Origin of the sequence: Balneola sp. EhC07 (genome assembly GCF_001650905.1) — a bacterium.
GTDB lineage: Bacteria > Bacteroidota > Rhodothermia > Balneolales > Balneolaceae > Balneola.
This window is the reverse complement of record NZ_LXYG01000018.1, coordinates 50085-64290: the sequence shown is the minus strand read 5'-3', so window position 1 is coordinate 64290 and position 14206 is coordinate 50085. Positions and strand designations below refer to the sequence as shown.

The window sequence follows — 14206 nt, the reverse complement described above, 5'->3', positions numbered from 1 at the left end:
CTATAATTGCAAGCCAAGCATAACGGTAATAAACGACTATCCAAAAAACAATTTCTTAAGAAAATTTTCGATGTTTTCAGATCATAAAACAACCAATAAGTACCTCGCTTTATTCACTTTCTTTACTTCGTTAATCATTTACTGCCTTACACTTGCACCCACTGCCAGTTTTTGGGATGCAGGCGAATTCATTGCTGTTGCGCACGGATTGCAGGTAAACCATCCTCCGGGAGCTCCCTTTTACTCTATTCTTGGTAGAATTTTCTCCATGTTTATGCCTACAGAATATGTTGCTGTGAGCATAAACTTCATCAGTGCTCTTGCATCTGCACTAACTATCATGCTCCTATATCTGATCATTGTTCGATTGGTAAGAGAATGGAAAGGTGATGTCTCAGAATTCAGTCTGATGGACAAAATTGGAATGTACGGTGGAGCTTTAGTTGGCGCGCTAACATTTGCAGTATCAGATACATTCTGGTTTAACGCTGTGGAAGCAGAAGTGTACGCACTTTCGATGTTCTTTACGGCAATTGTAGTCTGGCTCGCATTAAAATGGTCGGAACGTCATGAGGACCCTTATAACGAAAAGTGGCTTGTTTTGATCGCATATATGTTTGGATTAGCCATTGGAGTTCACCTGTTGAATTTGCTTGCACTCTTCTTTGTAGCTCTCATTATTTATTTCAAGAAGAAAGATTTCACTTATATGTCGTTTGGCATAATGGGAATCTTGGCAGTTACCTCCTTTTTTGTGATTTATCCCGCTACTATAAAATGGATACCGGACTGGTCGTCCAAAGTTGGAGGCGCCACTTATGGTCTGATCAATCCTCTCGTATTCATCTTTTTAATAATGCTTGCGGTAGCCTGGGGAGTTTGGTATACCCATAAAAAGAAATATCGCCTGGCAAATATTGCGATCATCAGTTACGCTATGATCTTGATGGGTTTCTCTTCCTACTCCGTAATTATGATCCGATCTATTGCTGATCCTCCCATTGATGAGAATGATCCTGAAACTGTGGAAGCTTTTGTAAAGTACCTGAACAGAGATCAATATGGTGATACACCTATCCTGAAAGGAAATAATTATGACGACGCCACCGGACAAATAACGCGTGGAACTGAAAATGAAGAGCTTTTTCCACGACGTCACTCCCAAGATCCTCGTCATATTGAATATTATGGGAGATATGACAGCGACTGGGATTTCTTCTGGAATTACCAGGTCGTGCACATGTATGTAAGATATTTTAACTGGAATTTTATAGGCCGGGCTTCAGATATACAGGACACCGGTTGGCAATCCGGTTTTTCAGCTCCGAAATATCCGAGTAATAAAGCAAGTAACTCCTACTTCTACATTCCTTTTCTGCTTGGACTATTTGGACTCATATATCACTTTTCCACGGATAAGAAACGGGCTTTTGCCGTACTCTCCTTGTTTGTGGTAACGGGGCTGGCAGTAATTTTCTATCTAAATCAGCCACCCTATCAACCCAGGGAGCGAGATTATGCCTATGTCGGTTCCTTTTTTGCATTTTCAATTTGGATTGGAATTGGTGTAACCGGATTGGTTGATCTGATCAAGTCCTTTATCAAAGAAAATTCAATGGCGGCATATGCTGTAATCGGATTGTGCTTGCTGGCATCCCCTGTTTGGATGGGATATCAGAACTGGGATGACCATGACAGAAGTGACCGCTACGTTGCTCCTGATTACGCTAAAAACCTTTTGAACTCCTTAGCGCCCAATGCATTGGTATTCACCAACGGTGATAACGATACCTTCCCTCTTTGGTATGCTCAGGAAGTGGAAGGCGTTAGAACAGACGTTCGTATTGTTTGTTTGAGTCTTTTAAATACAGATTGGTACATCAAGCAGTTAAGAGACCAGTGGTCACATGAGTCCGCTCCTCTCCCAATCGATTTAACAGATGATGAAGTTGAACAAATTACTTCAGGCATTTCCCGATGGCTACCACAGGATATAACCATCCCTGTGGATAAAGAACTGCTGAGAAGGGCATTTTCGGAAGACACTGATTACAAAGAAGCTATAGGTGTTGCAGGTAGTGAAGTTCCTATCTTACAATCAGGTACTGATTACGAAATCCCAGTTGACTCATTGGATGATGTAGTTAGCTGGAGACTTGCGGGAAGATATTATGGCAAAGATCAGGAAGGAAATGACATCAGATATCTTCAAATTCAGGATAGATTAATTCTTGAAATACTTGAAAGCAATAACTGGTTACGTCCTGTGTATTTTGCTAACACAGTGTCCGGCGAGAGCCAACTTAATCTTCAGGATTATTTCCGTACTGAAGGGAAAGCATATCGTGTGATCCCTAAGAAAATGGAAGCAGAAGTTGGAAATGCATATATAGATGCTGAGATTCATGCCAGAAGGTTTCGTGACTTTAGTCACCGCGAATGGGGAAATCCGGATGTGTATTTAGATGAAAATATCCGCCGTATGATGGGTAATTACCGTTATAATTATCTGCAACTGGCAGAAAAGTTCATACTTCAAAATCAACCTGACAGTGCTCTGTATTGGTTGGAGCATGGAGAAAGAGTAGTACCTCTTCGTGAAGACGAAGAAGTGAGTACGATCATTGCTCTTTACGCAAACAGATATGCTCAATTAGGTAAAACTGAAGATGCTTTACGTTTGTTAGATTTTTCTCTGGATGGATATGTTAAAAAGCTGGATACAGAATTTGACAGGTTCCAAAACATTCAAAATGAGCTTACTGAGATATCTGCTCAATATGAGCAAGCAAGAAGAAATGCTGATATCAAAGCGCAAAGAACTTTAACTCAACGTAATAACACATTAGTTCAACAAGCCAGAAGTATTTCTCAAAATATAATGAGAGAACGTCAGGCATTGATAATTGTACAGTATGTATATTTCAGAGCCGGTAATGACGAACAAGGTCTGCAGATTGCTGAAGAGACAAATGCTAAGTTTGAAGGCTCTCAAATACCTTTAATTCCTAAAAACCGGGAAGAAAGTATTCGAACAGGAACTCAATTCGGTTTAAATTAACCATCTATTTATAGTTAGCTCTCAGTATTGTATATTCTGAGAGCTAAAATTTTATATCATGATCCATCAATTTACAGCAGAAAATATTTCAACTATCGGAAAGGTACTTGGAGCTACACCAAAACCCTTAGGAAAAGATGTATTCAGAATTGAAGTAAAGAACGAAGAAGAGAACCGAAAGCTCGCTCTCGAAATTCATCTGGGATTAGATGTTAATGGCGAAGAAATGAACATGGTCTCTGTTTATGCATATAACACATTTCTTCAGCTTCATAACTGCACCGCTTTTGTTGCAAGCGATATGCTCCAACAAGTTACCTTTTTTGGAAAATCAGGTGAAAAAACATCCGGTTTGATAGTAGAAAAGGCTGCCGGTTGTAGCCTCTATGCTAATGTAGATGAAAGTTTACTTACGGGAGACTTCACTCAACTTCCGGAAGATATGATGATGTGTGGCATTGCATTATCGCTCACAGAATCAATGGATGATGACTTCAGCTTTTAACTGCTGATTGTGGCTGAGACCTACCCTCTTCAAATATTCAATACTACAGATATCGATTTGCCTTGCAAAGAAATCGATTGCAGAAAAGTATTCGAGTTTGTTGCTCAACATGAAAAAGTGATCTTTGAAATGGTTGAGCTTGCTTATGTTGATGAACAAGAGATCGTAAGAATTAACAAAGAGTTTCTGAAGCGGGATTATGTAACTGACATTATTTCGTTCCGCTACGATGAGGACGATTCTAATACCGAGATCGAAGGCACATTATATTGTTGCCTGTCAAGAATAATAGATCAGGCTAAGGAGTTTAACCAAACTTCAGAAAAGGAATGCCTCAGAATATTAATTCATGGTTTACTTCACCTTATTGGATATGAAGATCAGTCTGAAGCAGAAAAAGAGGAAATGACCAATTTAGAAAATCTGTATTTATCTATGTTTTACGAGTAACCTAAGCCTCTTTCACTCGTAGCAGTGCCAAAACTAATAGTATGGCTGAACAACAAGAAAAAAATATCATTACTGAGCGCACTAAAGAATACGGAAAGCAATTTTGGGGCATTCTTCAAAAGCAGATCGAAAAACAAACTGATAGTGAGCAAGATCCGGTTTCCAGAATAAGCCCTCCTAAAAAGGAAGGGAAATACAAGATCCTGCTTAAACTTCTATTCCTCTTCCCACTGCTGCTGATCGGTACATTTATTACTTCCTTTTATTGGGATTTTAATGGAGTTCAAACAACTCTATTTGGTTTTAATGTAGAGTTTGAAGGTTTGATGAGAATACTTTCCATAAGTGGGTTGATTGGATTCCTTACCAACTGGCTTGCCATTACAATGCTTTTTCGTCCGGCTAAACGAAGACCCATTTTTGGTCAGGGCTTGGTTCCTGCTCAAAAAGACAGAATTGCCTTTCGCTTAGCTGCTGCTGTATCTGAAGATCTTATTAATCCTGATATCATTAAGCAAAAAATTCAGGAATCGAATGCTATATCAAAATACAGAGCTCAGGCAACAGAATATATCAGAGAAGTAATTGACGATCCTGAATTCAGAACTGATCTGAAAGCTCTAGCTGTAAACTATGTAGATGAAATGGTAGCTCAGCCCGAAGTGAGAGCCAATATTGCAGAATCGATTATTCATCAAATTGAGAATAATATAGAAGAGAATTCCTTCGAAAAAGTAGCACTAAAGGCTTATAGTTTCATCAAAGGACAGGAAATGCAATCTTTAGTAGAAGACGCTCTAACTAAGCTTCCGGGCGGCGTGGAAAAAGGTTTAGATAAATTAGACAGTTTTCTGGATACACTTCCTGATAAAATAGAAGCAAACAGCTCAACCATTGAAAACATTGTTACCTCTCTCCTATACAAGCTTATCAATCAATTGGATGTTCACGCTTTGGTTGAGGACAACCTAAGGGAATACGATGAACAGCGATTGGAAAAGCTGATTAAAAATGCCAGTAACGATCAACTTCAGTATATCCAGTATTTAGGAGCCGTGCTTGGAACACTTGGAGGATTCATAATCTGGAAACCAATTGGTAGCCTTGTCTTGTTGGTGCTTATAATTTCAATTACCTTAGGATTAGATATTTTACTCCATTGGATCAAAAACAGAGATTCAATAGTTAACTAACTAACAATCTTTAGGGAATATGAAAAAAGCTCATTTAGTGCTCTTTGCGGTATCTTTCTTGGTTGCTGCATGCTCTTCAACCGGTAATACAATTGACAACTCACCACCTGAAGCTGATGAACCTGTTTCAGAGGTAATCGAAACCCCTAGAACCGCACCAACTGATTGGCATCATCTATCTTCAGATTCAGAATATACAGGAGCAGGAACGGAAAAAACTTACTCCGAGATCCTGGGCAATAAAACTCCTTCAAAAAAAGTAATTGTAGCCATCATTGATTCAGGTACTGATATTGAACATGAAGATTTGGCGGGAAATATATGGGTCAATGAAGATGAAATTCCCGGAAATGGCATTGATGATGATGAAAACGGTTATGTTGACGATGTTCATGGCTGGAATTTTATAGGTGGAAAAGATGGGAATAATGTAGACAAAGACACTTATGAGCTCACCAGAGTCTATTTAAAGTTAAGAGACAAGTTTAAAGGCAAAAGTTCTTCAGACTTTTCTCCTCAGGAAAAAGAAGAGTATCAGTATTATCAAACTATAAAAGCAGAATTTGATGAAAAAAGAGCTGAGGCAAAAACCAGCTTTGAAAATCTTCAAAATGTAAAGAATGCTATTGATGGTGCTAAAAATATTTTCAAAGTAAGCTCCATCGACTCTGTCTCAAATAAAGAACTGGAACCGAATTACAATGACGGAGCTTATCGTAAACAGGCAAAACAGATCATTAAATATTTTCGCGATCTGGATGTAACTGAAGAAGACATCAATGACGCCTACAAACAATTCGATAAGATGTATAACTACGCCTACAATCCGGATTTTGATCCCAGAGATATTGTAGGTGATGATTTTGAAGATCTTGAAAACAGATTTTACGGAAATAATGATGTGGAAGGTCCCCGAAGTGACCATGGTTCTCATGTAGCCGGAATTGTAGGCGCTATCAGAAATAATGACCTCGGAATGAATGGAATAGCGGACTATGTTTCATTAATGATCGTCAGAACAGTTCCTGATGGAGATGAAAGAGATAAAGACGTTGCGAATGCAATTCGATATGCAGTTGAAAACGGAGCTGATATTATCAATATGAGCTTTGGTAAAGCCTACTCCCCTCGAAAGTTTTATGTGGATGAAGCCTTTAAATTTGCTGATGAAAATGATGTTCTATTAGTTACAGGATCCGGAAACTCAGCAGAGAACATTGACAGCACAATCAGCTATCCAAATAAATTTTATGAAGATGGTGGGATGATGAAAAACTTTCTTTCTGTTGGAGCTTCATCCTGGATGGGAGATTCTTTATTAGCTGCTGACTTCAGTAATTACGGAATGCGTGTTGATCTATTTGCTCCCGGGGTTGATATCTACTCAGCAACACCCAATGATACTTATGAATCATTTGACGGAACCAGCATGGCAAGTCCTGCCGTTGCCGGTGCAGCCGCTTTGTTGATGGCATACTATCCAAATCTATCAGCACATGATGTAAAAACGATTTTACTGGAAACGGTTACCAAACCTTCAAATGTGGTGTACAAACCCGGAAGTGATCAGGCGGTCTCTTTTTCCTCACTTTCTTCTACGGGAGGAATTTTAAATATATTTGAAGCGTTTAAACTGGCAGAGATTAAATCATCAGGATCGAATTAATTGAGTTCAACGCTTTCAAATTATGATGCCTTTGTTATTGGTTCGGGTCCGAATGGATTAGCTGCTGCTATTGCGTTGGCACAACAAGGTTTGAAAGTTAAAATTTTTGAAGCAAAAGATACTGTTGGCGGTGGAACCCGAACTCAGGAACTGATGGAATCCGGTTTTAAACATGATATTTGTTCAGCCGTACATCCAACCGCCCTTTCATCTCCCTTTTTTAAAAGCTTACCTTTAAAAGATTATGGTCTTGAATGGATTCATCCCGATTTTCCTGTTGCCCATCCTCTTGATAATGGTGAAGCAGTTATCGCTGAAAAGTCTTTTGAGAACACTTTAGAACGTCTTGGAGCTGATTCAAAAAACTATCGAAAGCTTTTCAAAGATTTTATAGATTCATGGGAATATCTCTCAAAAGATCTTTTCGGAACACTCAGAATACCTAACCACCCCCTGGCGATGATGAGATTTGGTTGGTATGGAATGTTTTCTTCCAACTTACTCTCCAATAGTTTTTTTAAACTGGAACAGACAAAAGCTTACTTTGCGGGTTTGGCTGCACATAGTATTTTACCTTTAGAAAATGCTTTTACAGCTTCTTTTGGCTTAGTTTTAGGTACAACTGTTCATTCTGTGGGATGGCCTATTGCTAAAAATGGTTCCCACTCTATCACGAAAGCTCTTGCAGGATTTTTTCAATTTTTGGGTGGTGAGATCGAACTGAATACTCATATTCAATCTTTAGATGAATTCCCTTCTGACAAGCCGATCCTTTTTGACCTTACTCCTCAACAAGTGATCACAATTGCAGATAATAAAATCCCTGATTCATTAAAAGACAAACTGCTTAGATTTAATTATGGTCCGGGGGCTTTCAAAGTTGATTTCGCCCTTTCAGAGCCTGTCCCTTGGTTAAATGAAGACTGCAAAAAAGCAGGCACTCTTCATCTAGGAGGTTCCATGAAGGAAATATCCCATTCTGAGAAAGAAGTTTGGAAAGGTATCCATTCCGAAAAACCCTATGTACTTGTATCTCAACCCTCTTTATTTGATGAAAGCAGAGCACCGGAAGGAAAACATGTGCTTTGGAGTTATTGTCATGTTCCAAATGGAAGTACTGAAAATATGGAAGAACGGATCATCAACCAGATTGAAAGATATGCACCGGGATTCAGAGATATAATCATTTCAACATCCACAATGAACGCAATGGATTTTGAAAAATACAACCCGAATTATATTGGTGGAGATATTAACGGTGGAGCTCAAAATTTAAAGCAATTATTTGGTCGACCTTTATTAAAATGGGATCCTTATAAACTTCCTGTTGATCATCTATATATTTGTTCATCATCTACCCCACCGGGTGGCGGAGTTCATGGGATGTCTGGTTTTAATGCCGCCAGATCTGTTCTTAAAAATGAATTTGGAATAAAACTCACCTTGTAGCTTAACATTCCTTATTTTTGACCTATGTTTAAAGCGCTTCGGTTTTTGGCCGGTACATTTACATCTTCTGATTCTAATAAATATCCAACTACGCTATCAAAGAAATGGGCAGTAGTGTCTGGGATTATTGCAGTTTTAGTTTCTATTCCAATTCTTTCGGTTCTCTCCTCATTCTTTGTTTCCTCGGGTGAGATATGGAGTCATTTAGCTTCTACTGTACTTGGAGACTACATAACCAATTCTCTTTTGTTAATTGTAGGAGTTTCTTCAGGAGTGGTTCTTCTTGGCGTCACTCTGGCATGGATCATTACCATGTGCAGTTTTCCGGGACAAAAGTATTTTGAATGGGCTGCGGTTCTTCCTTTTTCGATCCCCGCTTATTTATTGGCTTATATTTATACAGATTTCTTTGGAATAACCGGCACCTTACAAACGGCTATTCGTTCTACTTTTGATCTAGGTATCGGTGAATTTGTTCTGCCTGAAATCCGGTCTGTATGGGGTGCTATTTTAATTATGATATTGGCATTCTATCCATATGTTTATATGCTAGCGCGTTCTGCTTTTCTGAATCAATCTGTATCTCTTTTTGAAGCGAGCAGAATTATGGGTTATACCACTACTCAAAGCTTTTTTAAGATTGCGCTGCCTCTCGCCAGACCGGGAATCGCGGCGGGTTTAGCGTTAGCTTTAATGGAAACACTGAATGACTTCGGAACCGTACAATACTTTGGTGTACAAACATTTACAACAGGCATATATAGAACTTGGTTCGGTCTTGGAGAACGTCCAGCAGCAGCTCAGCTTGCCGGATTCTTATTACTTTTTATTGTTGTTCTGATATTACTCGAACGTTGGTCAAGGTCCAGAATTAAAGACCAGACCAACGCTACAAATCGTTTTAAAAGAATTCAAAGATTTGATCTGACGGGATTCAAAAAATGGGGAGCGTTTTTAGTGTGTGCCATTCCCGTTTTTTTAGGGTTCATTCTTCCCGTTGCGCTTTTGTTGTCCATGTTCTTTAATAATATAGATTCGGTAAATACACGGTTCTTATTATACTCATTGAATACACTTAGCGTTGCAGCCATTGCCGGACTTATTACAGTATCTGTTGCATTACTGATGGCATATTCATCCCGGCTTAATCCATCAAAATTGGTAAAAGGTCTAAATCAATTCGGTGCTCTGGGTTATGCTATTCCCGGGTCTGTGATAGCGGTTGGTGTTCTTATCCCCTTTGGTTGGCTTGATAATACCATTGATTCGTTTGCACGATCTAATTTTCAGGTTTCAACCGGATTACTGTTGAGTGGAACTCTGTTTGCAATGATCTTCGCCTATGTGGTTCGGTTTCTTTCTGTTTCTTACAATGGAATCAATTCCAGTTTACAGAAAATTTCTCCTAGTGTTGATGAAGCTTCCAGAGGAATGGGATATTCTTTCTCCCAGATCCTGAGGAAAATTCATATTCCCATGCTTTCCGGAGGATTACTTTCTGCTTTCTTATTGGTTTTTGTAGATGTGATGAAAGAACTGCCTGCTACCATTATCATTCGACCGTTTAACTTCGATACACTAGCTGTACAGGTCTATCGTCTTGCATCTGATGAAAGACTGGGTGAATCAGCCGGAGCAGCTCTAGCGATCGTTTTGGTGGGTATTATTCCTGTGATACTCCTCAGTAAGACCATTACCCGCTCCAGGAAAACTGAAGAGCATTAGATTCTGTTTTTAACACTCTCATTCCTCATACAAGGATATAGTTAAGCAACTGGACTTTAATATTCAGGACTGAAGTCCTTACTTGTTTATGTTCTTTTTATAATCCCGTACATATGCTAGCAAGGGATTTATCCCTGCTATTCATATTTCTGTTTTTTAGGAAGAAACAATTTAGACATCAAATAAAAAAGCACCCATACATAGTACAGATGCTTTAAAATACAATTTAAAAGTCAGCCGAAATCAGCGGTCTTACTTCCACCCTGCTCTGTCCATAATTCTGATAGCTTCAGGATTGTTTTTTCCCAGAGCTGAAACATTCATTTCATCCGCTTTAAACTCACCAAATCCTTGAAGAACAGGATTCCAGGTCGCATCATCGTTAACAGGATATTCATTGTTATCAACTGTCAGGTAACTTTGAGAAGTCTCGTTAGTAAGATATTCCATGAACTTAATGGCATTATCTCTGTTTGGAGCATCTTTCAGTACACCTGCTACACTTATATTTACATGAGCACCACGACCTACTTCACTTTGATTTGGGAATACAAGCTGAACACTTTTGGCAATTTCCTGATTCTCTTCATCACCGGTAAGCATCATAGCCAGATAGTAATGATTTACAATTGCAGCATCACAAACACCTGCAGAAACAGCTCTAATTTGATCTCTGTCTCCACCTTGGGGCGCACGAGCCATATTATTTACAATTCCTGTAGCCCACGCTTCAGCTGCTTCAACACCATTAGACTCGATGATAGAAGCCATTAATGACTGATTGTAAATGTTATTAGATGAACGGATACAAACTCTTCCTTTCCAGTCTTCAGTTGCAAGATCTTCATAAGTCAAAGACTCAGGATTAGCTACATTTGCAGGATTAATCACAATAGCTCTTACTCTTTTTGAGATTCCGTACCACAGTCCATCAGGATGTCTTAATGAACTCGGGATTCTTTCGTTAAGGATATCTGACTCAATAGAACCTAAAATTCCTGCCTCTTCTGCTCTCCAAACTCGTCCTGCATCAACAGTTACCAAAATATCTGCCGGAGAATTAACGCCTTCACTTTTGATTCGTTCGATCAGTCCGTCTGAACCACCTTCAATCAGATTAACCTTAATTCCGGTTTCCTCAGTGAAATCAGTATACAATGCCTGATCGGTCTCATAATGGCGGGCTGAATAAATGTTTACTTCCTTAGGTTGACTACAAGCTGATAGTACTAAAACAACACCAGCAGCAATTAGCGATAAATATTTCATTAGTTAGTTTTTGATTTAGCTTTTAAGTTCTGTCAAAAATAACATTATTTAGAGAGAATCTAAATAGAGAATTGAGATTATTCTGTTTTAAAATGTGAAAAGCTGTTAGACTTGTGAATTTAAATAAGTCTTTTGGCGATCATTAAAAGACTCGAATGGCTCTTACATGTAGAAGTCAGATTAATTACTTTTATAAATTGTCCTGTTTATAACCCAAATGATTTTCAAAAAAGCTTCCGCCTACACCGACCTTTAGAATTATTGGCGAGCCAAGAACGCAATGAAATCGACGGCTCCAAAGGAGCAATCATTACACTCAGGATGATTTGTGAATAGGCATCATACGAACGAAGACCTTTTGTAATGATTAGTCGATGTAATGAAGTTCGCGCCAAAAATTCTTGTCGGGAGTTTTTGGTACTTTTGTCGGCACAAAAGTACACGAAACCACGAATTGAACCCTGCAAACACTCAAAGCTTAGAATACGGGCACCTACTTTTGTCTTGATACAAAAGTAGCAAAAGATCAAGCCGAAGTATTTAAGACGGGTTCACTGATCCTGCGCTGAATAATCCTAAAGGTCTTCGTTCGATCTGATACATTTCTACACTCTTCACCTGAAAGGATTATTCCTGCTTCGCAGACGCATCCGGATCACGCTCTCTTCTCCGTCTTAAATACTAAGGGCAAACTTTTCTAGAACTATCACTCCTAAACTGTCAAGTAATTATCTAACATCTACAGGGATGACCCTCTAAAAAAAACCCTACTTATGATTCTCCGGATCCAGAAACCTCAAGGTTTCCCAGCGGTACATACCTGAATTGTGTCCATCAGCCCAGGTTATCTGGATGGCATGATTCCCAACCTGCTGAATATCTTTAATATCAATTTTAGAAGGATTTTCAACAAAGAACATCTTGGGCTCAAATTCATTCATATGCGCATGCCCTCCCCTGCACATCACGCAAGGACAGTTTTTTCGAAGCCCAAAAAGAGGATAAACTGATTTTACTCCATCCGACCATTCTATTTCCAGAACTTGATCATTGTTGCTAACTTCTATACCCGTAGGTTGAACTGAATTTTCCATACTCAAAATTAAGAAATGATCTGGACTATTATCTCAGCAGTTTTAGTTTTATTCGTTAGTATCTGGCTGGGTGAAAAACGATTTATCAAGCTCGAACAAATATCAATACGTCGCTTTCTTTTTGCCGGTATTATAGGAATGGCATTATTTCTGGTGCTAAGATATCTAAATAATCTGGGATATTTTCCTCAACCTGTCGGTGCAGCCTTCATGACCAACTGTTATTCTTCGTTCTCGGGATTCTTTCTTGGCGCTGCTTATGCTCAGTATAAAATGAAAAAAGAACTTGGGGATATTGATTATGTGAACACTGCTTTTATTTCTGATCTGCTACCAAATCTTCTAGCATTGACCATTATAATCCTAGGAATCGCACGGACTTCTATTTTCAGCGAGTTGCCCGTTTCGCCTATTCGAATGTCATCCGGTATTTCATTGATTGCTGTTGGAATTTATGCCATAACTCTGAAAGTGACACCGGAACTTCGAAAAAAAGGGTTTGTAATACTGGACAGAGAAATTCCCTGGAAAGATCTTATTTCGTACAATTGGTATCAGGAGCAGGTAATTGAGCTCGAGTTTAAATACAAAGATCAGATTCGTATTCATCGTAGCGTAGTTGCTCCGGAAGATGAAAAAGAAGTGGAAAAATTACTGTCTAAAAAAATGATCGAAAAGATGGAAAAAGAAGCTGATAGCTGATAGCTGATAGCTGATAGCTGATAGCTGATAGCTGATAGCTGATAGCTGATAGCTGATAAAAAATAACTAAATTACATCAAAACAAACTAAACGTAAGAACATGGCCTCATTCGATATAGTAAATGAAGTAAACACTCAGGAAGTAGATAACGCGATCAATAATACGCTGAAAGAAATCTCAACACGCTACGATTTCAGAGGACTGCATACCGAAGTAACCTTCCACAGCAAAGAAAACAGGATCCATCTTGTAGCGGCAGAAAGCATGAAAATGAAAGCCGTTCAGGAAATGTTGATCAAGAACTTCATTAAAAGAGGTGTCGATTCTAAAGTACTGGATTTTGGAACTGAAGAAGGGACTTCTCAAGGTCATTTGAAAATGGATGTAACTCTGAAAGAAGGAATTGACAGAGAAACTGCAAAAAAGATCGTTAAAGAGATCAAAGACCTGAAGATGAAAGTGCAGCCTCAGATTCAGGACGATCAGGTTCGAGTAAACGGCAAAAAAATAGACGATCTGCAAGCAGTGATCCAACATCTGAAACGCAAAGACATGGGCGTTCCATTACAATTCACGAATATGAAGTAACTGAATTAAGAATGTAGAATTAAGGATTAAGAATTAGCCGTAGTACTACGCCAATTCTTAATTTTGAATTCTTAATTCTACATTCTCTCCCATTCAACCATAATACACTTATTCTTTACATACGGTATTTGAGATTCTTCAGCGATCTGCTCAGCTTCATCAGAGGAAACATCTAATTGAGTCCAAATAACTGCTTTTTGGCCGGTTTTCTTGTTCCATTCCAGAACTTCTTCAACAACACCTGCCGTATGTTCATTAGCTCTAAAGACGTCAACAATGTCTATAGTGGTCTCAGTGGGGATATCGTTCAACGCATCGTAACACTTTTCTCCAAGTATTTCATTTTCTGCAGGATTGACAGGAATTATCGTATAACCTCTCTCCTTCAGAAACTTGGCAATGTAATTGCTTGTTCTATGTTCACTGGCTGAACATCCAACGATTGCAATGGTTTTGGATTCGTTTAAAACTTCATTGATATCAGGCGTGTTCAGTGACATAAG

Annotated in this window: 12 protein-coding genes; 9 read left to right on the top strand and 3 right to left on the bottom strand. The window is 38.8% G+C overall.

The window, feature by feature from the left end:
- Nucleotides 1–70 precede the first annotated feature (70 nt).
- The 7 genes from A8B79_RS12110 to A8B79_RS12080 are packed head-to-tail and all read left to right on the top strand — an operon-like array spanning nucleotide 71 to nucleotide 10049.
- Nucleotides 71–3061: a DUF2723 domain-containing protein gene (locus A8B79_RS12110; RefSeq protein ID WP_066223119.1), complete on the top strand. Its 2991-nt coding sequence runs from the start codon at nucleotides 71–73 to the stop codon at nucleotides 3059–3061.
- Between the two features lie 58 nt (nucleotides 3062–3119).
- Nucleotides 3120–3566: a hypothetical protein gene (locus A8B79_RS12105; protein ID WP_066223117.1), complete on the top strand. Its 447-nt coding sequence runs from the start codon at nucleotides 3120–3122 to the stop codon at nucleotides 3564–3566.
- Between the two features lie 9 nt (nucleotides 3567–3575).
- The gene (gene ybeY / locus A8B79_RS12100) at nucleotides 3576–4016 is read left to right on the top strand and encodes an rRNA maturation RNase YbeY (protein ID WP_066223115.1); all 441 of its coding nucleotides are present in this window, start codon (nucleotides 3576–3578) and stop codon (nucleotides 4014–4016) included.
- A 41-nt stretch (nucleotides 4017–4057) separates the two neighbouring features.
- Entirely contained in the window at nucleotides 4058–5209 is a 1152-nt protein-coding gene (locus tag A8B79_RS12095) for a DUF445 domain-containing protein (protein ID WP_066223113.1), read from the top strand.
- Nucleotides 5210–5228: 19 nt separating this feature from the next.
- A complete protein-coding gene (locus A8B79_RS12090; protein WP_066223112.1) occupies nucleotides 5229–6875 on the top strand; it encodes a S8 family serine peptidase in 1647 nt (548 codons plus the stop codon).
- The gene (locus A8B79_RS12085; RefSeq protein WP_066223110.1) at nucleotides 6876–8324 is read left to right on the top strand and encodes a phytoene desaturase family protein; all 1449 of its coding nucleotides are present in this window, start codon (nucleotides 6876–6878) and stop codon (nucleotides 8322–8324) included. It abuts the gene before it with no gap.
- A gap of 24 nt (nucleotides 8325–8348) precedes the next feature.
- Nucleotides 8349–10049, top strand: a complete 1701-nt coding sequence (locus A8B79_RS12080; protein WP_066223108.1) for an ABC transporter permease — start codon at nucleotides 8349–8351, stop codon at nucleotides 10047–10049.
- Between the two features lie 252 nt (nucleotides 10050–10301).
- On the opposite strand, the gene A8B79_RS12075 is transcribed toward A8B79_RS12080, so the two are convergent.
- Both A8B79_RS12075 and A8B79_RS12070 read right to left on the bottom strand, forming a co-directional pair.
- A complete protein-coding gene (locus A8B79_RS12075) occupies nucleotides 10302–11318 on the bottom strand; it encodes a Fe(3+) ABC transporter substrate-binding protein (RefSeq protein ID WP_066223106.1) in 1017 nt (338 codons plus the stop codon).
- Nucleotides 11319–12085: 767 nt separating this feature from the next.
- A complete protein-coding gene (locus A8B79_RS12070) occupies nucleotides 12086–12412 on the bottom strand; it encodes a DUF971 domain-containing protein (protein WP_066223105.1) in 327 nt (108 codons plus the stop codon).
- A 15-nt stretch (nucleotides 12413–12427) separates the two neighbouring features.
- On the opposite strand from A8B79_RS12070, the gene A8B79_RS12065 reads away from it, so the two are divergent.
- Together A8B79_RS12065 and A8B79_RS12060 are read left to right on the top strand one after the other, a co-directional pair.
- Entirely contained in the window at nucleotides 12428–13114 is a 687-nt protein-coding gene (locus tag A8B79_RS12065; protein WP_066223103.1) for a DUF5673 domain-containing protein, read from the top strand.
- Nucleotides 13115–13214: 100 nt separating this feature from the next.
- Complete coding sequence (locus A8B79_RS12060) at nucleotides 13215–13703, top strand: YajQ family cyclic di-GMP-binding protein (protein ID WP_066223100.1); 489 nt, start codon at nucleotides 13215–13217, stop codon at nucleotides 13701–13703.
- 77 nt (nucleotides 13704–13780) lie between these two features.
- Here A8B79_RS12060 and A8B79_RS12055 read toward each other — a convergent pair whose 3' ends face one another.
- The gene (locus tag A8B79_RS12055; protein ID WP_066223095.1) at nucleotides 13781–14203 is read right to left on the bottom strand and encodes a CoA-binding protein; all 423 of its coding nucleotides are present in this window, start codon (nucleotides 14201–14203) and stop codon (nucleotides 13781–13783) included.
- Nucleotides 14204–14206 lie beyond the last annotated feature (3 nt).

Bases quoted from the DNA above. Each gene is read 5' to 3' on its own strand.
- A8B79_RS12065 (WP_066223103.1), top strand. From the start codon at position 12,428: ATGATCTGGACTATTATCTCAGCAGTTTTAGTTTTATTCGTTAGTATC.
- A8B79_RS12070 (WP_066223105.1), bottom strand. From the start codon at position 12,412: ATGGAAAATTCAGTTCAACCTACGGGTATAGAAGTTAGCAACAATGAT.
- A8B79_RS12055 (WP_066223095.1), bottom strand. From the start codon at position 14,203: ATGTCACTGAACACGCCTGATATCAATGAAGTTTTAAACGAATCCAAA.
- A8B79_RS12080 (WP_066223108.1), top strand. From the start codon at position 8,349: ATGTTTAAAGCGCTTCGGTTTTTGGCCGGTACATTTACATCTTCTGAT.
- A8B79_RS12110 (WP_066223119.1), top strand. From the start codon at position 71: ATGTTTTCAGATCATAAAACAACCAATAAGTACCTCGCTTTATTCACT.
- A8B79_RS12095 (WP_066223113.1), top strand. From the start codon at position 4,058: ATGGCTGAACAACAAGAAAAAAATATCATTACTGAGCGCACTAAAGAA.
- A8B79_RS12090 (WP_066223112.1), top strand. From the start codon at position 5,229: ATGAAAAAAGCTCATTTAGTGCTCTTTGCGGTATCTTTCTTGGTTGCT.
- A8B79_RS12105 (WP_066223117.1), top strand. From the start codon at position 3,120: ATGATCCATCAATTTACAGCAGAAAATATTTCAACTATCGGAAAGGTA.
- A8B79_RS12060 (WP_066223100.1), top strand. From the start codon at position 13,215: ATGGCCTCATTCGATATAGTAAATGAAGTAAACACTCAGGAAGTAGAT.
- A8B79_RS12075 (WP_066223106.1), bottom strand. From the start codon at position 11,318: ATGAAATATTTATCGCTAATTGCTGCTGGTGTTGTTTTAGTACTATCA.